Raw genomic sequence first — 21493 nt, 5'->3', positions numbered from 1 at the left:
ATACTGTTAGTTCGAGTGATTTTTCGTAGAAAAATTATATCGAGAACAAGTATTTGAACGAAAATCGTTATTCTCGATACAAAATTTTTTCAAAATTTCACTCGAACTGACACGATTTTCTTAGGTCAAATTCAGTTACCTAGCTTTTCTTTGAAGAAATAAAACACAAAAAAAGGCAGAAATTATAATCAATTTCTGCCTTTTTATTTGTGTTAAATTCGATTAACTTTTCTCTTCTTTATTAAAATAAATCAAGTAGTAATACATTTGTTTTTCTTCGTCCCAACCTTTTTCTAGAAACTTCTCGGCACTTTCAGGATTAATAAAATCCATCTTAATTTGTACATTGGTATCCAGATTAATCACACTTTTAATCTTTTTTCTAGCCGATGTTACCGCAGTATTAGAAACAGGAAATTCTGTTAAGTCTTCAATTTTATATTTAGGCGCTTTTTCGGTTTTATAATTTTGAAATTCAGGAATCAACTCAGGATTTTCCATCACTTCATTTAAGAAATTCGATTCTTGAAAATTATCATTTTTCGCAAAATGATTCACTGCCCGATTCATAAACATGACCTCTTGCTGCTTGTCTTCAGCAGGTAAAACTACATCTTTAGCAAAATCCTGACAGAATTTTAAATATTTTTTGGTATAAAAATTCTCATCAGCAAAAACATCTACGCCCAAAAACTGCTCTAACCAATATTTGGTATCGTAGCGATTAGAATCTACAGAAAGTACTCTAAAGCCTTCCTCTTTACCTTTGTTAAAAATGAGTGCACCTTTATCCAACTTGTTCAGATTAACTCCTTGTTGAAGAATAGCTTCCAGATTTTCTGATTTTTCTTCAAACTGAAGAAAGTCATGCTTCACCTCCGACTTAAAGATTCCAATCGCATCCACCTTTTCGTTATCCAATAGCATATTTTCAAAATACACCACGTATAATTCCCCATTTTTAATATGCGGATGTTTTCCTTCATTAAAAAGAAGTTGCGCTATTTTTTTCGAGTTTTCGTGAATCGTTCTAGGATCATCAAATACTTCCGCAGTAGCGTTGTATAAATCGTGAAACTCCAAATCTGTTTCGTGTACAAACTGGTAGTAATTCTCCTCTTTTTCCCTAAAAGACTTTAAAAAATACTCCTTTAGCAAAGCATTAAGCTCGTCATTTAAAACGATGGGCGATTGCGAAAGAAAAATGCCTTCATTTCTCGCTTTGTTGCCTACACGGTGAATAGAAAGTGACTCAATTTGGGCGTTATATACGTTAATCATAGTATTTTTTAGATTGAAATATTAATAATTAGGGCATTTCCCTGCGGGTCGGGCTATACGCTATATCTTTTTTATTTGCCAATACTTCTCGACTCCGCTCGAAGTGACAAATAAAAAAGGATGCCGCTGCTATCCCTAATGCAAAAAGAAGGCGAAGCTTAATTCCAGTTTTCGTCAAAATCGAAATCATCCAAACTCTCAAATTCTCCTCCTTGGCTGTAAAGATCTTCATCTTCCTCGGCATAAGGATCATCTTCAGCTTCAAAATTTTTGTCTGGCGGACTATCTGGTAACTGTCCTTGTACAAACATCAAATTAGGATAATCTCTACCATCTTCAGGCGCAGTGATATCAGCTAACTCAACGTAGAAAGTCCACATACTAAAAAAGTCATACACGTAGATAAGTTGCGTTTGTTTTTTAGAGACAATGGTATCTAGAGCGGTTTCGTTCATCATACGAACAGAGTTGTTGCCTTCGCTCATATCAAATAAAACGATCTCTTCTCCTTGATTCCAATCCTCATCACTTACGTAAAACGAAGCCATCTCTGTACCATCAAAGCCAAAAGCTTGGGTAATAGAATTGTGTAAATCTTCTAAAGTATCGTTTTCTTCAATCTCAATATCTCTAAAAACATCATCTAGGGTGTCTAATACGATTCGAAATTTATATATCATCATCTTTCAAAAATTAGGATTGCAAAGTTAGTCTTTTTAAACTTATTTACTAAATCTGTGAAGCGCAAATGTCATTCCTGAAATAAGAAAAAATGCACCTATTTGATGTGCTACGCCTAACCATAAAGGAACCTGATTGATGATGGTAAATACTCCCAAAGCAAATTGTATAAACACCAAAATTAGCAATAAATTAATGCTATATTTTTGAGGTCTAGTTAAACTGTATTTTTTAGCAACAAACCAGATAATCCCTATAGCGATTACTACCAAATACGCAAGTGTACGGTGAATAAATTGTATTCCGCTAGGATTTTCAATTAGGTTTTTATAGAAGGGTTCAAGCAAATACACCGTATGATGCATAAACTTCCCTTCATTCATCATAGGCCAATGGTTATGAAGCATTCCCGCTTTGAGACCGGCTACAAAACCGCCATAAATAATCTGAACCAATAAAATAAGTATTCCTGTTATGATCCAATTTTTCACTGGTTTCACCGCAGGTTTCCTTTGTGAATATATTAAATCTAAGGCAACCCAAAGCGTAGCTGCAAACGTAATAAAGGCGGTCGTTAAATGCGCAGCCAATCTAAAATGACTTACATCTGGCATTTTTACCAAGCCACTTTTTACCATATACCAACCTAAAAAACCTTGGAAAGCACCTAAGGACAATAAAACTATAGATTTTTGTATGGTGGGTTTACTCAGTTGTTTGGTGAATAAAAAGAACAGAAAAGGAATTATAAATACGATTCCTATAAACCTACCGATAACGCGGTGAAACCATTCCCAGAAATAAATAGATTTAAAATCGGAAAGCTCAAAATGAGTATTGTAGGAGTTGTATTCGGGAAACTGCTTGTATAAATCAAAAGCCTCTTGCCATTCGGCGTCATTTAAGGGAGGGATAGTTCCCATAATGAGTTTGTAATTGGACATGGACAAACCAGAATCTGTTAATCGTGTAATCCCACCCACGAGTACCATAATAAACAACAAAACGCAACCGGTGAGTAACCAATAAATCACATTTTTATTATCTTTTGTTCTCTTTTTCATAACCTAGAATTAAAACCAATTATATATTATTAGGAAGTTACTCGTATACCAATTTTAATAGGTTATGCCGCATTAAGATATCATTAATGCAGACATAATCGGTCTAACTTGGTATTAAGCCCAAGGCTTCTCCTTTTTTAACCATAAACGCTTTGGCCGCTTCATATTCATTAGGAATTTCTCCTTCTAAAATCGCTTCTTTAATCGCATTTTTAATCACTCCAATTTCTCTAGAAGGCTTGATAGCAAAGGTTTTCATAATCTCTTCCCCAGAAACGGGAGGTTGAAAATTGCGAATGTGATCTCTTTCTTCTACTTCTTTCAGCTTTTGCCGAACTACCTGAAAATTACGGTGATACTTTTTATACCGCTTGGGATTCTTGGTGGTAATATCTGCTTCACAAAGTGTCATGAGATCTTCAATAGCATCTCCTGCGTCAAAAATTAACCTTCGTACGGCCGAGTCGGTGACGTGATCTTCTGCAATTACAATCGGGCGGGAGCTCATTAGTACCATTTTTTGAACAAATTTCATTTTTTCATTCAAAGGCATTTTGAGTCGTTTAAAAAGCGTAAATACCATTTTGGCACCTACAAATTCGTGCCCGTGAAACGTCCAACCAATTTTTTTATGAAATTTTTTCGTGGGTGCTTTTCCTACATCGTGTAAAAGTGCTGCCCATTGCAACCAGAGATTATCGGTATTTTCGGCAATATTATCAACTACTTCTAAGGTATGCCAAAAGTTATCTTTGTGCCGCTGACCTTCTTTTTCGTCGATACCTTGTAAGGCGGAAAGTTCGGGTAAAATAAGTGGCAAAAGCTGGGTTTTTCTTAATAACGCAAACCCTATAGATGGCTTTGGAGCGCTTAAAATTTTATTTAATTCGTCTACAATACGCTCTTTAGAAATAATCTTGATGCGTTGGTGATTTTCTGTAATGGCTTCTAACGAAGCGTCTTCGATTCTAAAACCTAATTGTGTTGCAAATCTAATGGCCCGCATCATGCGCAAAGGATCGTCAGAATAGGTGATTCCTGGCTCCAAAGGTGTTTGAATCAGTTGATTTTCTAAATCTCCCAAACCATTAAAAGGATCTAGCAACTTTCCGAAGTTATTTTTGTTGAGTTGAAGCGCTAGTGCATTGATGGTGAAATCTCTTCGGTTTTGATCATCTTCCAATGAACCCGATTCTACTTCAGGATTTCTACTGTTTTCAGAGTAAGATTCTTTACGAGCGCCTACAAATTCTATTTCCAAATCAAATGCACGAAGCATCGCCGTACCATAGGTTTTGAAAACTTGCACTTTAGGTTGATGTGGCAAAAGTCGCGCAACTTCTTCCGCTAAGGAAATTCCGCTCCCAACGGCTACAATATCAATATCTTTTGCATCGCCTCTTTGTAAAAAGAAATCGCGAACAAATCCGCCAATAGCGTATGTTTCTAAGGAAAGATTATCTGCAGCCTGACTGATGTATTCAAAAATTTTATGAGATAAGGCTTCTGTATACGTTTTGTCTTGGGGCATTTTATTTTCTAATAATTTGCACTTTTCCGTCTAAAGTTAACTTAATAATAGTGGAGGGTTTAGCGCTTTTTTTTGCTGGCTGCAAATTTACAACATAGTCTACTCCTTTTAAAATTTCGGGAGAGATTTTGTCGAAAGATTTTGGAGTACCTTGCCCGCTAATATTGGCTGATGTTGAAACGATAGGACGTTTAAATTTTCTAATTAATTTATTGCAAAACGGATCTCCACAAACCCTAATCGCCAATGAATTATCTTCTGCAATTAAATTTTCAGCTACTCTAATAGGGTCATCAAATATGATGGTTGTAGGTTTTGCCGCAAATTTTAAGATATCATAAGCGACTTCTGGTATTTCTTCTACATATTGATTAAGCATCTTATAATCTGAAACTAAACAGATAAGAGATTTACTTTCTGCTCTTTTCTTTAGTGCAAAAATTTTCTCTACTGCCTCTGCATTGGTGGCATCACAGCCAATTCCCCAAACCGTATCGGTTGGGTAAAGTATAAGTCCGCCTCGTTTTAAAACTGTTAGGCATTCGTGAATTTCGTCTATCATTTTATTTCATTATAAGTATATACACGTGGAAGTGCTAATCAATTTTATTATAGACTACAAATGTAAGTTTTTAAAGAGAGCTTTCGAAAAAAGAATAATATATTTGAAACTTATTCAATCCATTTATATTTTGAAGACCACTTTAATTATTACAACTTACAATTGGCCAAAAGCATTAGAGTTAGTGCTTAAAAGTGCAGAACATCAAACCCATATGCCAGATGAAATTATTGTTGCAGATGATGGTTCTGGTCTAGAAACAAGAAAAGTTGTAGAGAACTTCATAGATAAGCTGCCACTTACGCATTTGTGGCATGAAGATGAGGGTTTTAGGCGAACAGTAATTTTGAATAAGGCTTTGGCAAAAGCTGATGGAGATTATATTATTCAGTTAGATGGCGACTGTATTATGCATCCTCAATTTATTGAAGATCATTATAAAAATATGCAAAGAAATACATTTTTGTATGGTAGTAGAGTAAATATAAAAAAAGAATTTGTAGAGAACCTTTATAAAACCAAAAATATCGTTTTTCCATATGGTGATGCGAGAGTAAAAAATAAAACTCGAAATTTTCATCATTCTGGGCTTCAAAAATTATACTCTCCATCCTCAAAACTTTCAGAAAAATTAAGAGGCTGTAATTTATCTTATTTTAAAAAAGATATTATAGCCATAAATGGATATAATGAAAATATGACGGGTTGGGGCAGAGAAGATTCTGAAATGGCCATACGTTTATTAAATAAAGGTATTAAAGGTAAGCGGTTAAGATATGGAGGGATAATATATCATATTTGGCACTTAGTTGTAGAAAAATCACGACTGAATATTAATGATAGCATTCAACAAAAAGCACTTGACGAAAAGCTTACTTGGTGTGATGAAGGACTAAAAAAATATTTAACTGTTTAAGAAAACGTCTATTTCTTCCGCAGCTAATTGCGAAGCTGTTTTACTTTTTTCTTTGTGAAAATTTTCTTGGTTAATTTTTACTTGAAGATCTTTATAATTTTCAAAATCTTGTAGACTATTTTTTAAACGATTATCTAGCTCTTCTATTTCATTGATTACTGCCCCCATTTGCCAAAACCTAAACTCTAATTTATTATGATACGATTCTTGATTGGAATTAAGGAAAATACAAGGTCTAGGATTAATAATAAATTCATAAACTTGGCTAGAGACATCACCTAGGTAAATATCTGCTTGTAGGGTATATGTCATATCAACACTATTATCGCTGCCTAAATCTATGTGGATATTTTCCGCATTTGTATAAATCTCGGGAAAATTACTTTTATCTTCGAATCCAGTTTTGTTGAAAAGATTAATATGCGGAGCAAAAATGAGATTGTATGAGTTTTGTGCTAAAAAATAATCTAAAATATGTATTCCCCAAGAATACCAAGATGATAATGGTTTAGAAAAATGCGGATTGTAAACTACTGTTATTTTGTCATTATTAAAAAGATGCTTTTTTTTGGGTAATTGAGTAACAGCATCTATTTTAGGGTAACCTGGTGTAATTGGATGTGGCCCTAGAAGGTTCTTTTTCTTATATTCCTCATATTGAAATTTGCCAAAAATTAATTGGAGATCAAAATCTAATAACTCTTTATTGTAGCTATAACTTCTACCAGGAGCTCCGTGAGGAAATTTTAAGAATTTTGTAGTGCTCTCATATAAAGCTCTATATTTTAAAAATTTATGATGAGTATAATCTGTAAATATTAATGCATCGTAATTTGTGAGTATTTTTTTTGCGTTTTTTTTTACCCAAAATCCTTTTCTAGGAATGTCTCTATTTTTGAGCGTGTCTGTAAAAGCTCTAAAAAAATGAGTTTTTAGTTCTAAAACCCTAACCTTATCTGCTTGAATATTTAATAATGATTGCTTTAAAAAAGTATGCTCGCCAGGGTATGTAAGAATATCAACAAAATTGGTTTTTGAAAGTTCTTTAGCCACAGTTATAAAATGAAAAACGTGATGAATTTCATCTAAAAACATAATCCCAATGCGATTTTTTTTCCTCATTTAAAATATAGGTTTTGTATTAGAATACAAGGTTAATAATTTTAAATTTTAAATACTATTACCTTTTCATTATTATTGTAATTTTACAAAATGAATTATACTTTTTCAAACACCTGGAATGCTTATACCAAAGAAGTTATTGGGTTTATTAAAAACTTTAAAGATGAAGGAAAACTTTTTGGTGATGGTGACAGAAATGTCATTAAGTTATTTGAAATAAATAATGCTGTAGTAAACATAAAATCGTTTAAAATACCCAACCTGATAAATCAAATTGCGTACCGATTCTTTCGAAAAAGTAAAGCACAACGCTCTTTTGAATATGCCCAAAAATTGAAATCACTAGGAATAGGAACTCCGTTACCCGTGGCTTATTTTGAAAATAAGAGTAGTTTTCTTTTTAAAGATAGTTTTTATGTAAGTGAACATTTACAAGCAGATTTAACCTATAGAGAACTGACAAAAAATTTGGAGTATCCCAATCATACTCAAATTCTAAAAGCTTTTACGCGCTTTACTTTCAACTTACATGAAAATCATATTGAGTTTTTAGATCATTCTCCAGGGAATACGCTTATTCAATTGAATGATGGAGATTATAAATTCTTTTTGGTAGACTTGAATAGAATGAATTTTAAAGCCTTGAGTTTAGACGAACGTATCAAGAATTTTGCTCGGCTTACCACAAACAAAAGTATGGTGAAGGTAATGAGTGATGAATACGCAAAACTCTACGGAGCAAATCCAGAAGAGGTGTTTAAAAAAATGTGGAATTATACGGAAGCTTTTCAGGAGAAATTTTACCGAAAAAAAAGAAATAAGAAGCGTTTAAAGTTTTGGAAAAAGTAAAGTTTTGAGGAAAAGTATTTTTCATCTCAATATTTTTTTCTGATTTTTTACAATCAATTAACTCTAAATCAATTTTAGTTCCATCAATATTTGTATCGTTTAGTACTGTAAATCCTAGATTAATTAGTAAAAATTGAGGATATTTCAGGTCTTTAAGTTTTAATTGACATAGAAAAAGTCTAAACTCTTACAGCTTAGCGGTCTATGTTCTAGATAGATTATTTCCTCCCTCTTCTCAAAAGCCAAACCTTAGAATAACGCATTACTACCGTATAACTTTTAATATAGGCAATCGTAAAACCAACCACACCGTCTCTAAAGCCAGCTTGTAAGATATAATGTTTAAAAAAGCTCCAACAGGGTTTAATCACAAAATGGTAGGCAGTTAATTCTCCTGTTTTCTTATGGTAATCTCTAGCCTGCCACCACGCATAGCGATTCATTTTTTCTAGATACTTATCTAAGGTAATATAGGTATTGTGGTAAAATTTATTTTTTAGATAGCGTATTTTCCCATCTGCAATAATCTCTGCGTGCACTTTTTTATTTTCATAAACGCAATAATCCCTTTTAAACAAACGAATCACTTTATCATTCTTCCAGCCACTATGTTTTACGTGCTGTCCCATAAAATGATTTTTACGACCAATCCAGTATCCCACGGTATTGTCTTTTGGTGGGTTCGCAAGAATTGCCCTAATTTCTTCTCTTAACGGAACGGTTACGCGTTCATCTGCATCTACCAATAAAACCCATTCGTGTTTTGCTTGCGGAATCGCCCAATTTTTTTGAGAAGCAGAATACTCATATTGTCTTCTAACTACTTTATCTGCTAATTGGAGCGCTTTTTCATACGTACCATCTGTACTATAGCTATCTACCACCAAAATTTCATCAGCAAAATCTACAGATTTGATCACATTCTCAATATTGTGAACCTCATTCCCTGTAGGAATAATAGCCGTTATTTTCTCCAAATCTAAAATCTCTTTTTTGTAAACAGGAGGTCTGTTAAACGTTTGAAACGTAAAATAATGTAACTGTTGTCTTATTTTTAATTTACGTATCAGGTTAATAGGTTTTGGTTTTAACTCTGTCTTATCTTTATTTAAAAAGCAAATTGATGCATCAATAACTCGAGCGCTAGATAGACCATCATGATAGGGATGCAATCTTTGGGTAAAGGTTGCGAGCTTTTTCAATACTTTTTCAGGATATTCTAAAGCATATTGAAAAGAGGCTTCTATTTTGTTAGCATTATGCACATGAATAAGGTAGTCGTGCTCAAAAGTATGATCAAAACAAACGATAGGTTTGTGTTGCAAAGAAAACTCTTGAATCGCAGAGGTCGTGTCTGCAAAAAGAATAGCCGATTTTTTAAATAGCGGAATTAGATTTGTAGTGTCATAGTAAGTAAAAAACTCGCCTTCTAATTGTTTCCACTTCTTAATAATTTCCGCAGGCAATTTAGGATGTAAAACCATCAAAAAATTATAGTTTCCTGTAGTAGATAATCGTTTAATTTCTTGGAAGACTTCTTCGTTATAAGCTAAACTTAATCGCTCTGTAAAGGTAGAGGCAATCAGAATATTAGGAATAGCCGCAATCTCTTTAGTTTCTATGGGAAATAGTGGGTCAACTTTACTCCAACCCGTTTCAACCACTTCAAAATAGCCATATTTTTTCGCTAATTTTTTAAAATTCTCTGTAGTGCTTGGTCCTTGCGTACAATACAAATCAAAAAATCCTCTAATTCTAAATTCACTAAATAAATGCCGTTTAGAAGGTCTTTTCTGAGCTAAAAAGCCATGGAAAATTTGAACTTTTACACCGGTGATAAAATCTGGAACCATATTCGTTGCCGCCAATACAATATGGGGTTCATAAGCAATAACATCTTCAATATCGGTATAAACATTGTCTTTACCTTTTAAAGCTTTTTTACCATCCTTTTCATCGGCGAACCACCAAACCTCTTCTCCTCTTTTTAAAATCTCTTGCTCCAAGGGATTTCCCGTCGGCAAAGCATAGCTGTAAGAGATGTAAATTAAAAATTTATACTTCATAAAGACAGGTTGGCAATAAAATCTTGCAGCGGTTGAACAATATAAGAAGGAGTAAATTTAAGATAATATTTGGAAGGTTCCTTTTTTGCGGCTACAAAATCTTCTTCTTGGTAGAGGATAAATTCTTGAAGATGTACCGCCTTATGATTTTTGTTCTCCTTTTCTCCAAACCAGTTCTGCATCTTCAAACTAGGCGAAAAAATGGTAAATGTAGGAATTTGTAAAGCTTTTGCCATATTTATTGCGCCCCCTTCATTTCCTAACATCGCATCACAATGGGAGGTAATGGCCAAGAATTCGCGTAAACTTTTTCCAAAAACCGAAAAGAAAATGCATTCTTGAGTTATAGGCAAACAATGTTCGTAAACTTCTCGTGCTTCTTTCTCTTGTTTAGGAATGTAATTAAATAGGAGCTGAGCCTCCTTGTTTTCTGTCACCAAACTATCTAAAAAGCTTGCCATATAATCTAGAGGATATGTTTTTGCTTCACTACTTCCCAAAACGCTTATCATAAACAAGGGTTTCTTAAGACTTATATGAGAACGGGTTAAATACGCTTCCGCGGAAGAAATTTCAGATTGAGTTAAATATATTTTCGGATTGATTTCTTGAAACGGAATCTCTAAAAACTCCACTAATTTTAATCTATTTTCAATGGCGAGACTGCAATTGTGAACTGGTTTTTTTAGTCGTTCTAAAGTATGTGTGTATAAAAAAGCCGTGTGTTTTTTATGGTAAGAAATCCGTTTAGGTGCTTTAGAAAAATAGCTGATTAAATTACTGCTAATTTTTCCGTAGACATCAATCACTATATCATATTTTGCTTTACGGATTTTTTTTAGGAAACGATAAAAAACGCGTTTACGCTGTTCCATTTCCGAAGTAAATAACACCAATTCATCTATAAAAGGATTGTTTTCTACCACTGGAACCGTGTGGCTGTTTACCAAATAATGCAATTCAGCAGAAGGGTGTTTTTGTTTTATGGCTTCGCATAAAATAGAAGACGTAAGTACGTCGCCTATCATTTTCTGCTGAATTACAAGTACTTTCATATTAAACCGCTACATCGTAAGTTCTTAAAGCATCGTTTAAAGAAGTCTTTTTATTGGTACTTTCTTTACGTTTTCCAATAATCAAAGCACAAGGTACATTAAACTCTCCTGCAGGAAATTTTTTGGTATAACTACCAGGAATCACCACAGAGCGTGCAGGTATAACACCTTTCATTTCTTTAGGCTCATCCCCCGTCACATCAATAATTTTTGTAGAACCTGTTAAGACTACATTAGCTCCTAAAACCGCTTCTTTTTCTACGCGAATCCCTTCAACCACAATGCATCTTGATCCTAAAAAAGCATTGTCTTCTATAATTACGGGCGCGGCTTGTAAAGGCTCTAAAACACCACCAATACCAACGCCACCAGAAATATGTACGTTTTTACCAATTTGCGCACAGCTTCCTACCGTGGCCCAAGTATCTACCATCGTACCTTCATCTACATAAGCGCCAATATTTACATAACTAGGCATCAAAATAACTCCGCTAGAAATATAAGCTCCGTGTCTCGCCACAGCACTTGGCACTACGCGAATTCCTTTTTCTTTATATCCAGTTTTTAAAGGCATTTTATCGTGGTATTCAAAAATTCCTGCCTCTAAGGTTTCCATTTTTTGAATAGGGAAGTACAAGACCACCGCTTTTTTCACCCATTCGTTCACTTGCCATCCGTCTGAAGTAGGCTGAGCGCAACGCAATTCTCCTGCATCAATCTTATGAATAACTTCTCTAATGCTTTTTTGTGTGGTTTCTTCTTTTAAAAGGTCTCGGTTTTCCCAAGCTTCTAATATATGTTGTTGTAATTTTTCCATAGGTTCAAATTTGGCGCTAAGATAAGGCTTACTTATAAATATCACAGCAATACGCTTAGAAGTCTTACCTTTGCAAGAAAACAATTCATGGCAAGGATTTTAGCATTAGATTTTGGAACAAAACGTACAGGCATAGCGGTAACCGATGAGTTACAAATCATTGCCTCTGGCTTAACTACGGTGGCGACCAAAGATTTAATGGCTTTTTTAAAAACCTATTTTGAAAAAGAAAAAGTAGAATTAATGGTGGTGGGTGAACCCACGCAAAAAGACGGATCGGCTTCCCAGAGTGAAGTGTATATTCAATCTTTTTTGGAAGAGTTTGCGAAACAATTTCCGCAGATGCCAGTTAAGAGAGAAGATGAGCGTTTTACTTCAAAAATGGCTTTTCAAACGATGATAGACAGCGGACTCAAAAAAAAGCAGCGAAGAAATAAAGCTTTGGTAGATGAAATAAGCGCTACGATTATTCTTCAAAATTACCTTTACAATGCTTAATATTGTTCATTTCAAATTTGTTTAACTTAGTAACACACTTTAATGAACACTCCCTTTTTACTTTTAGTTTTTCACTAAACAACTCACCAACACATCAAATCATTGAGCTTGTTTCTTCAGTCCTAACACCTAACACCTAACACCTAACACCTAACATCTCATATCTAAAACCTAATCTAGGCTTCGATATAATTTTTTTCAAAAATCACTCAGCCACCAAGAAGCATTTTCAAATTAGTACATTAATATTTTTCCCTTTTCACTTTTAGTTTTTCACTAAACAACTCATCAACTCATCAACTCATCAACTCATCAACTCACCAACTCATCAACTCACCAACTCATCAACCTAAAAAGAGTTTCCTTTTATTTTAAAGTATCAAATCCTTACCTTTGCAAAAGAATTTAAGAATAGAGTCATATGATTTTACCAATAGTAGCTTACGGGGATCCCGTTTTAAAGAAAAAAGCGAAAGATATACCTAAAGATTACCCCAAATTAAAAGAGCTGATTGCAAATATGTGGGAGACGATGTACGGAGCTTACGGAGTAGGTTTGGCAGCACCACAAGTGGGACTTCCTATACGCTTGTTTCTTATAGATCCTTCTCCTTTTGCAGAAGATGAAGAATTATCTGATGATGATAAAAAGCAATTGAAAGGTTTAAAGAAAGTATTTATAAATCCGCAGATTATAGATGAAATGGGGGATGAGTGGGCGTTTAATGAAGGTTGCTTAAGTATTCCTGAAGTAAGAGAAGATGTATTTAGGCAACCCAATATTACGATTGAGTACTACGATGAGAACTTTAAAAAGCACACGCAGGAGTATACAGGATTGGCGGCAAGAGTGATTCAGCATGAATACGACCATATTGAAGGAATCTTGTTTACAGACAAGCTTTCTAGCTTAAAAAAACGACTGATAAAAGGAAAATTAGAGAATATTTCTAAGGGGAAAATCAATATAGAGTATAGAATGCGTTTTCCTAAATTAAAAAAAGGACGCTAAAACTTTTGTGATTACCCAGAGAGATTAGATATTTGCCACCCAAAAATAAATAGAAGAAGATGAGTTTAGATAAAGTATTAGCAATTTCAGGAAAACCAGGATTATATGAATTGAAGGCACAAACCAGAGGAGGTTTTATTGCAGAGTCTCTAGCAGATCGTAAAAAATTGTCAGTATCTGTAAGACACAATGTGAGTATGTTGAGTGAAATTGCGATGTATACCTATACAGAAGAAGTTCCTTTAAAAGAGGTTTTTCGAAAGATAGCAGAGAAGGAAGACGGGAAAGAGGCGATTAGCCACAAAGAGTCTAAAGCAAAACTAGAAGAATATTTTAAAGAAATTTTACCAGAATATGATGAAGATCGCGTTTATGTGAGCGATATTAAAAAAGTATTTCAGTGGTATAATATTCTAGTTGGAGCAGAAATGAATGACTTCTCTGTTTCAGAAGAAGAAGAAAGCAAACAAGAAGAAGTTAAAGAAGAAGCTTCTACAGAGGAAGAATAAACTTGTTTTTAGGACAAAATCACAAAGCCTTGTTGAGAAACAAGGCTTTTTTTGTGTGAATAAATTCATAACAAGTCTTATACACGATTTTATTTCCGCGAAAGCGTAATTATTATAAGCGATACTACATTGCATTTTCCAATTGGTATTTGCGGGTAAAACTGGGTCTATTCTCTCTATTGGTAAAACTTAGGATTTATATAAAAATCACTACATTTAACGTTTAAAAAACCAATTTATGAGTACGAGAGAAGAACAACTTAAAGCTTTTGATAGATTGCTCACCATAATGGATGAGTTGCGAGAACAATGTCCTTGGGATCGCAAGCAAACCTTAGAAAGTCTTCGTCACCTTACCATAGAAGAAACTTATGAGTTGGGTGATGCTATCTTAGATCAAGATTTGGAAGAGGTGAAAAAAGAATTGGGTGATGTGTTGTTACATATTATATTTTATGCTAAAATAGGAAGTGAAAAAAAGGCTTTCGATATTGGAGATGTTACCAATGGTATTTGTGATAAACTTATTAATAGGCATCCTCACATTTATGGCGATGTAGAGGTAGCCGATGAAGAGGAAGTAAAACGAAATTGGGAAAAAATAAAATTAAAAGAAGGTAAAAAAAGTGTTTTGGAAGGTGTGCCTCGTTCTTTGCCGGCTTTGGTAAAAGCAAGTAGAATACAAGATAAAGTTGCGGGAGCAGGTTTTGATTGGGAAGAACCGCAACAGGTTTTTGAGAAAGTAAAGGAAGAGTTGGATGAGCTGCAACAAGAAGTAGACAGCGAGAATCGCGACCTTATGGAAGCCGAATTTGGTGATGTGTTGTTTTCTATGATTAATTATGCTCGGTTCTTAAAGGTTGATCCAGAAAACGCTTTAGAGCGAACAAATAAAAAGTTTATAAAAAGATTTCAATACCTAGAAAGCAAAGCTAAGGAAAGCGGAAAAGAGCTCAACGATATGAGTTTAACTGAAATGGATGTCTTTTGGGAGGAAGCTAAAACTTTATAAAAAAATTATGGAACAAAAAGTAATTCAGAATACGGTACAAATTAAAGCCAGTCCATCTCAAATTTGGGACGTATTAACTTTGCCAGAGCATTCTCAAAAATATATGTATGGTTGTAAAGCAACTTCTACATGGGAGGAAGGCGCACTTTTAAAGTGGGAAATGATGCACGAAGGAAAACTCATAACGCCGGTAGAAGGGTTTATTCTTAGCATAGAAAAACCTTGGATGCTCACTTACACGGTAATCGATCCTCAAGCAGATTATGAGCATGTGATAGAAAATCATTTGAATGTCACCTATTATATTCAGGCTCTCAACGAGGAAGAATGTGAGTTGCGTATAAGTCAGTATGGATTTGAAACCGTTGCTAATGGAGAGCAACGCTATCAAGAGATTTATCAGTATGGTAAAGGTTGGGAATCTATCATTCAACAGATAAAACAAATCGCTGAAACCCACTAAATAAAACTTTTTTACGTATTTTATCGTAAGTTATAGCGAGCTTAAAGACTTATACCTTAACTCATTCGCTTTATAATAAAACATGAATTTATGAAATATATCTATCTATTAATACTATGCTTTATTTCTCAAATAGGTTTTTCCCAACAATGGAAAGCCGATGATCTCGCCATTTGTAAGGCAGAACGCCTTTCTGCAGAGAAAGCAATGCAATTTGTGCCCAATAGTAACACAGGAAATTATGATGTGAATTCCCAAAGTTTAGATTTAACCTTAGATCCTTCTATAGCGTATATTGAAGGTGTGGTAACCACTACTTTTGCAGCCACAGAAAACTTAACTACTATTGTCTTTGATTTAGCTTCAAATATGCAAGTAAATGGTGTAACCAATGATACTAGCCAATCTTTGACTCATACGCGTAGCGGAGATGAGTTAATAATCAATTTAAACACTTCTTTAACCGCAGGACAGAGTTTTACAGTTCACGTGGATTATGAGGGGAATCCTATAAGTTCTGGTTTTGGTTCTTTTGAGCAAACCACGCATAATGGACGCGGAATTATTTGGACACTTTCAGAACCCTATGGCGCAAAAGCGTGGTGGCCTTGCAAGCAAGATTTGAATGATAAAGTGGAAGAACTGGATGTGTATTTAACCGTTCCGCAGTATAATTCTTTTAATGAAGAAAATATAGCCGTAGCAAACGGACTTCAACTTAGTAGTAATTCTATTGGGAGTTCAAAAAGAGTTCATTTTAAACATAATTACCCGATTCCAGCTTATTTAGTTGCGATTGCAGTAAGCAATTATGAAGTGATTAATAGCAATTATTCGTATAATGGAATGAATTTTCCATTGGTAAATTATATATATCCAGAAGATGCAGCGAGCGTAACTCCGTCTTTACAAGTAACAGAGCCTATAATGGACTTATTTAGTACGCTTTTTGGCAATTATCCCTATGAAAATGAAAAATATGGACACGCCCAGTTTGGTTGGGGCGGGGGAATGGAGCATTCTACCGTTTCTTTTATGGGAAATTTTAATAGAGGACTTATCGCTCATGAGCTTGGACACCAGTGGTTTGGCAATAAAGTAACCTGCGGAAGCTGGAGAGATGTTTGGTTAAACGAAGGTTTTGCCACCTATTTAAGTGGTTTGGTGGTAGAAGATTTTGATGGCGAAGAGGCTTTTAATTATTGGAAAGGATATAAAGTGATGCAAATCACTTCAGAACCAGATGGCGCGGTATATATGTCTGCCAATGATACCTTAAATGTAAATCGTATTTTTAGCAGTAGATTAAGTTATGGTAAAGGTGCGATGGTGCTTCATATGTTGCGTAATAAAATGGGTGATAATGATTTCTACCAAGGATTACAAAATTATTTGGATGATCCCGATTTGACGTATGGCTATGCTTACACCAACGATTTAAAAGGTATTTTAGAACAACAAAGCGGCTTATCGCTTACTGAGTTTTTTGACGATTGGATTTATAATGAAGGTTACCCAAGTTTTACGGCCAACGTAGTTCAACCTACTTCCAATTCGGTTACGCTAACTTTAAGTCAGTCGCAAAGTCATCCTTCTGTAGATTTCTTTGAAACCTTTCTGCCGGTGCGACTTTTGGGAGCAAATGGGGAGGTTTTAGACACTTCGGTGGAGCATACTAGTAACAATCAAAATTTTAATATTCCTGTGAATTTTACGGTGGTAGAGGTGAAGCTTAATCCAGATTTTGATGTGATTGCTAAAAATAACTCGGTAAACTTATCTACTTCTAGCGCAAACGCAGAATTATTTACGGTGTACCCGAATCCTGCGAATCAAATAATTTACTTTTCTGAAATGCAAAATCCCATTAAAAGTGTAGCAATTTTTGACCTTAACGGAAGAAAAATTCTTACCGAAGAAGGCAATGCAACAGAAGTTAATGTAAGCACGTTATCAAAAGGCATTTATGTATTAAAAGTCAACTTTATAGGAAAAAAAAGTCTGATTAGAAAACTGATTAAGGAGTAAATTTGAACTTCATTTAGAACAAAAAATGAGGTTGTCTAGAAAGTCGATTACTGTCAACCTGAACCTGTCCGAATTGAATTCATTCAAGCGGGCTTGATTTAGGTTCTTATACTGGTTTGGCAATCAATATGATGAGATTCTGAAATAAATTCAGAATGACAGTTTTCAAAACATTTTAGACAGCCTCATTTTTTAAATTTTATAGGACTTGACATAATTTTTAAGTGATTTTATTCCGTAGAAATAAAGATGAAGAAAAATAGGACTAAATAATAAATGTGGGTTTCCATAAATTCTTGTACACAAAAATTTATGCAATGCTAAATGCATACGAATCCAGAAATCAATCTAACCTAAACCGAATATTGGTTTTGCAATTGAGTTAATTAAAAAGTTTAATCTGATTTTTTCTATTTAAAATAAATTGACTTCTAAAAGAAAAAGGAGTTATAATGAAAAAGAAATTATTATTTCGAAGCAAAAAGTAAAACCCATATTTTTGTAAGTAATCTCGCAACTATTTATACAAAAACTAAGTTAATGTTCTCTACAGTACAGTCAAACACATAATAGTTAAAATTAAAATGTTGCTTTTACTCATTCTAAATAATATTTTTAATATTTTTGTTAAATAGAGATCAAGCTTTATATTTTAACAAGGAAACCTTTAGAAAAGGGTGTCCATTGGTTAATAAATTTTTACAATTTTTTCATTTTGGTCTAAAGATATAATCTATACTAAAAAACTTATAATTATAATTTTCATGAATACAAAAACTAAATTTTCTGAATTCATCAAAGATTTTGAATCTAGTCTCCACCATCTATTTCATGAGAAGAGAGACATAGATCAATTAAGTCTAGAACGTGGCTTACCTTCAGAGGTTTTGAGTGAAATTATGTCAAAACAACCCTTATCAGTAGCTATTCCTTCAGAATATGGTGGTCGCGGAGGGCACGTAACAGAATGTTTGCAGGTGCTTTCAGCAGCTTCTTACGAGTCGCTTTCTCTTTCGCTTACCTTCGGAATTAATATCGCCTTGTTTTTAGAACCTATAGCAAAATATGCTAAAGATTCTATAAAGCCAGAAATTTTCAATCGTTTTCTTAAAGAACAAAATATGGGCGGTCTTATGATTACCGAGCCTAATTTTGGTAGTGACGCTTTGAATATGAAAACCTTCAGTAAAGAATTTGATGAGACTTACCATATTAAGGGAAACAAGCATTGGCAGGGACTTACTGGGATGGCAGATTATTGGCTAATTGCGACCAGAAAAAAGATGGAAAATGGAGACCTTTCTAGAGATATCGACTTTTTCATTTCAGACAATTCAAAGTCAAAACAGCATATTCACGTAGAAGAAATATATGACAATGCGGGACTTTATATGATTCCTTATGGTTTAAATAATTTGGATATTAAAGTTCCAAAAACCCAAAAATTGGTTCCCGAATCTACAGGAATCAAAATGATGTTAGATATTTTACATAGAAGTAGATTGCAGTTTCCAGGAATGGGAGCTGGTTTTATTAAGAGAATGCTAGATGAAGCTACCCAGCATTGTAAAAAACGAATGGTTGGGGCGAGCAATTTATTGGCAATGGATCAAATTCAATTTCAATTGGCAAAAATTCAATCGGCTTTTACTATAAGTTCTGCAATGTGCTTAAGAAGTACTGCTATAAGTGGTATAGAACATAATTTGGCTACCAATGGATTGGAAGCAAATAGTATGAAAACTGTAGTTACAGATTTAATGCACGAATCGGCGCAAATCTTAACGCAGCTTTCTGGAGCCAATGGATATAGAATAAGCCATATTGGTGGAAGAGGAATTATGGACAGTAGGCCTTTTCAAATTTTTGAAGGATCTAATGAAATGCTATATTCTCAAATTTCTGAAATGATTACTCGGGCTATGAGAAAGAAAAAGAACTCAAATTTATGGGAATATCTTAAAACTTTAGATCTTACGGCGCAAGCCTGTGAATATTTTAAGAAAGACCTCAATTTTGATATTAGTGGAAACCTCTCACAAAGAAAATTGGTGGAGTTGGGTAGAATTATCGCTAGAGTAGTAAGCATCGCATACGTATTAGAGCTTCAAGAGAAAGGATTTAGGAAAGATTTAATTGAGAATTGTATCAAAATGGTACAGCAGGAAATATCTGGTCTATTAAGCTACTTTCAGTTTGATAATTCTGTAAATGTGATTGAAGACTATTCTTTAGATAGCGCTTGGTCTAAATTTGCGTAAAGTCTATTTTTAGTAGGTATGGACAGCGTATTTAGCGGTTAAGCGAAATCAAATATTTCCGTTTAAAAACGAAGTAATTTTCTAACAATTTATCCATAAATAAGAAGCCTTCTCCGTTGGAGAGGGCTTTTTTAATTTTTTTTTGGCGTGGTTTATCGAGAACTCATGATCGAGACACGAAAATCGTTTTTTAACCATGTCTTCTCGATGCAACTTGCTAAGAAAAGCTACGCCAACTAAGATGGTTTGTTTTCTAAAGCAGCCCACTCGAAGTGACAATAATGTTAAACCGCAAAAGGATTTTCAATGCTATGCGAAGGTTTTGTAAACCACTCTGGGCCTTCTTCTGTCATATAAACATGGTCTTCTAAACGAATCCCGAATTCGTTGGGAACCACAATCATAGGTTCAATACTAAACGTCATTCCTGCTTGTATTTTAATATCATTTCCTCTAAGAATGAAGGGATGCTCATGAATTTCTAAACCTATTCCGTGTCCCGTTCTATGTGGTAATCCCGGTAGGTCGTAGTTGGGACCAAGTCCGTCTTTTTCTAATTGTGCACGAACTTGATCGTCTATATATCCACAAGACTTGCCGATTTGTGCTGCATCAAAAGCAGCTAGTTGAGCGGCTTTTTCATTTTTCCAAATTTCTTTTTCTTTTTCGGTAGCATCGCCGTAACTATAGGTTCTTGTAATGTCTGAGATATATCCATTATACTGCGTACCCGTATCTACTAAAACAATGTCGTTTTCTTCTAAGGCTTTTGGTGATTTTACGCCGTGCGGAAAGCTAGAATCTTTTCCAAATAAAACGATGCAAAAATAGTTTCCGCTGGCAATACCTAGATTTTGATGTGCTTTGTGAATAAAATCCTCCACTTCTGAAGTAGTAATGCCTGGTTTTAAAATTCTGGCAGTGGCTTGGTGTACTTGCAAAGTTAGATCCATGGGGTATTGAAGGTGTGCAATTTCAGCTTTGCTTTTCACCATTCTTAGGTCTCTAATCAACTCTTCTGCGCTACTAATCTTCAGTTTTTCATGTTCTTGAAAATGAGAAACCATGGTAAACGGAGTAGCATCATCAATCGCTAAGCGTGTACCTTCTTCAACCGCTTCAGCAATTTTTTGTATTGGAGACTCGTGTTCTAACCACGAAATGATTTCTCCCTCAATTCCGATGAAATCGTTAAACGTGCCTATTTCAAAATCTGGAACTATATAATGAAGACTTCCATCGGCAAAAAGAAGTGCGCCTACCAAACGCTCTGAAGCATTCCATTGCGTATTGGTAAAATAATAAAGGTTAGTTCCTGCATTGATGTAAAGCGCATCCAAGCCTTTTGATTTCATAGCCTTGCAAGCCTTATCAATTCTATCTTGAAATTCCTCATTTTTTATAGGCGTGGGCTTTTTGGTTGGTGCGTTTAATTTAGAGAGTTCTTCTTCTGGCGTACTACCGCCAATACCATATTTTCTGTTGCTATTCATTCTTTATATATTTTAAAATTGATGTTGATATTTCAGCAGTGATGAAAACTTATTTTTGACTTACTTCTAGGCAATCTGATTACCTATAAAAAAGGGCTAATGCAGATATTTTGAAATTAATGAATTCTAACTGGTAATTTCCTAAAATTTATATAAAACATCGTGGGTGAAAAGCCAATATCCAGCAAGAGATCATAAGAAAATCAGTTCATAAAGAGCGAGCTTTATACGGCGGATACACGTGTAAGAACTGCGGCGTCGAAATGGATAAGT

At 34.4% G+C, this 21493-nt stretch carries 19 protein-coding genes; 9 read left to right on the top strand and 10 right to left on the bottom strand.

Annotation, left to right across the window (positions count from 1 at the left end):
• Positions 1–222: 222 nt before the first annotated feature.
• The 5 genes from RLT85_RS04500 to RLT85_RS04480 all read right to left on the bottom strand — a co-directional run bounded on the left by RLT85_RS04500 (position 223) and on the right by RLT85_RS04480 (position 5119).
• A complete protein-coding gene (locus RLT85_RS04500; RefSeq protein WP_311400837.1) occupies positions 223–1281 on the bottom strand; it encodes a nucleoid-associated protein in 1059 nt (352 codons plus the stop codon).
• A 158-nt stretch (positions 1282–1439) separates the two neighbouring features.
• Positions 1440–1961 carry an IS1096 element passenger TnpR family protein gene (locus RLT85_RS04495; protein ID WP_311400932.1) on the bottom strand — a complete coding sequence of 174 codons (522 nt, stop codon included), beginning with the start codon at positions 1959–1961 and terminating at the stop codon, positions 1440–1442.
• A gap of 42 nt (positions 1962–2003) precedes the next feature.
• Positions 2004–3026 carry a COX15/CtaA family protein gene (locus tag RLT85_RS04490; protein WP_311400836.1) on the bottom strand — a complete coding sequence of 341 codons (1023 nt, stop codon included), beginning with the start codon at positions 3024–3026 and terminating at the stop codon, positions 2004–2006.
• Positions 3027–3129: 103 nt separating this feature from the next.
• Positions 3130–4557: a CCA tRNA nucleotidyltransferase gene (locus tag RLT85_RS04485; RefSeq protein ID WP_311400835.1), complete on the bottom strand. Its 1428-nt coding sequence runs from the start codon at positions 4555–4557 to the stop codon at positions 3130–3132.
• Between the two features lies 1 nt (position 4558).
• Complete coding sequence (locus RLT85_RS04480; RefSeq protein ID WP_311400834.1) at positions 4559–5119, bottom strand: L-threonylcarbamoyladenylate synthase; 561 nt, start codon at positions 5117–5119, stop codon at positions 4559–4561.
• A 103-nt stretch (positions 5120–5222) separates the two neighbouring features.
• Between RLT85_RS04480 and RLT85_RS04475 the strand changes: the two genes are divergently transcribed.
• On the top strand, positions 5223–6035 hold the full coding sequence (locus RLT85_RS04475; RefSeq protein ID WP_311400833.1) for a glycosyltransferase family 2 protein: 813 nt from the start codon (positions 5223–5225) through the stop codon (positions 6033–6035).
• On the opposite strand, the gene RLT85_RS04470 is transcribed toward RLT85_RS04475, so the two are convergent.
• Positions 6024–7157, bottom strand: coding sequence for a CDP-glycerol glycerophosphotransferase family protein (locus RLT85_RS04470; protein WP_311400832.1), 1134 nt, complete (start codon positions 7155–7157; stop codon positions 6024–6026). The genes RLT85_RS04475 and RLT85_RS04470 overlap by 12 nt on opposite strands.
• A gap of 90 nt (positions 7158–7247) precedes the next feature.
• Here RLT85_RS04470 and RLT85_RS04465 point away from each other — a divergent pair, with 90 nt between their 5' ends.
• On the top strand, positions 7248–8006 hold the full coding sequence (locus tag RLT85_RS04465; protein WP_311400831.1) for a lipopolysaccharide kinase InaA family protein: 759 nt from the start codon (positions 7248–7250) through the stop codon (positions 8004–8006).
• A 218-nt stretch (positions 8007–8224) separates the two neighbouring features.
• Here the strand turns inward: RLT85_RS04465 and RLT85_RS04460 are convergent, their stop codons facing one another.
• The 3 genes from RLT85_RS04460 to RLT85_RS04450 are packed head-to-tail and all read right to left on the bottom strand — an operon-like array spanning position 8225 to position 11944.
• Positions 8225–10072: a glycosyltransferase gene (locus tag RLT85_RS04460; RefSeq protein ID WP_311400830.1), complete on the bottom strand. Its 1848-nt coding sequence runs from the start codon at positions 10070–10072 to the stop codon at positions 8225–8227.
• Positions 10069–11127 carry a glycosyltransferase family 9 protein gene (locus RLT85_RS04455; protein ID WP_311400829.1) on the bottom strand — a complete coding sequence of 353 codons (1059 nt, stop codon included), beginning with the start codon at positions 11125–11127 and terminating at the stop codon, positions 10069–10071. Before RLT85_RS04455 ends, RLT85_RS04460 begins: the two co-directional genes overlap by 4 nt.
• A gap of 1 nt (position 11128) precedes the next feature.
• Positions 11129–11944, bottom strand: a complete 816-nt coding sequence (locus tag RLT85_RS04450) for a 2,3,4,5-tetrahydropyridine-2,6-dicarboxylate N-succinyltransferase (protein WP_311400828.1) — start codon at positions 11942–11944, stop codon at positions 11129–11131.
• Between the two features lie 87 nt (positions 11945–12031).
• On the opposite strand from RLT85_RS04450, the gene ruvX reads away from it, so the two are divergent.
• The 7 genes from ruvX to RLT85_RS04415 all read left to right on the top strand — a co-directional run bounded on the left by ruvX (position 12032) and on the right by RLT85_RS04415 (position 19727).
• Entirely contained in the window at positions 12032–12442 is a 411-nt protein-coding gene (ruvX, locus tag RLT85_RS04445) for a Holliday junction resolvase RuvX (RefSeq protein WP_308863536.1), read from the top strand.
• 421 nt (positions 12443–12863) lie between these two features.
• Entirely contained in the window at positions 12864–13454 is a 591-nt protein-coding gene (def, locus tag RLT85_RS04440; RefSeq protein ID WP_311400827.1) for a peptide deformylase, read from the top strand.
• Between the two features lie 59 nt (positions 13455–13513).
• Positions 13514–13963, top strand: coding sequence for a DUF5606 family protein (locus RLT85_RS04435; protein ID WP_311400826.1), 450 nt, complete (start codon positions 13514–13516; stop codon positions 13961–13963).
• A 238-nt stretch (positions 13964–14201) separates the two neighbouring features.
• Positions 14202–14975 (top strand): nucleoside triphosphate pyrophosphohydrolase, encoded by a 774-nt coding sequence (gene mazG, locus RLT85_RS04430; RefSeq protein WP_311400825.1) that lies wholly within the window; start codon positions 14202–14204, stop codon positions 14973–14975.
• A gap of 7 nt (positions 14976–14982) precedes the next feature.
• Positions 14983–15438, top strand: coding sequence for an SRPBCC domain-containing protein (locus RLT85_RS04425; RefSeq protein WP_311400824.1), 456 nt, complete (start codon positions 14983–14985; stop codon positions 15436–15438).
• 90 nt (positions 15439–15528) lie between these two features.
• Positions 15529–17466, top strand: coding sequence for a M1 family metallopeptidase (locus RLT85_RS04420; protein WP_311400823.1), 1938 nt, complete (start codon positions 15529–15531; stop codon positions 17464–17466).
• 764 nt (positions 17467–18230) lie between these two features.
• Positions 18231–19727, top strand: coding sequence for an acyl-CoA dehydrogenase family protein (locus RLT85_RS04415; RefSeq protein ID WP_311400822.1), 1497 nt, complete (start codon positions 18231–18233; stop codon positions 19725–19727).
• Positions 19728–20011: 284 nt separating this feature from the next.
• Here the strand turns inward: RLT85_RS04415 and RLT85_RS04410 are convergent, their stop codons facing one another.
• Positions 20012–21220 carry a M24 family metallopeptidase gene (locus RLT85_RS04410; protein ID WP_311400821.1) on the bottom strand — a complete coding sequence of 403 codons (1209 nt, stop codon included), beginning with the start codon at positions 21218–21220 and terminating at the stop codon, positions 20012–20014.
• Positions 21221–21493 lie beyond the last annotated feature (273 nt).

Source organism: Mesonia ostreae (assembly GCF_031845265.1).
Lineage (GTDB): Bacteria > Bacteroidota > Bacteroidia > Flavobacteriales > Flavobacteriaceae > Mesonia > Mesonia ostreae.
Note: the sequence above shows the minus strand (reverse complement) of the source record. Positions and strands in the feature narration are given on the sequence as shown.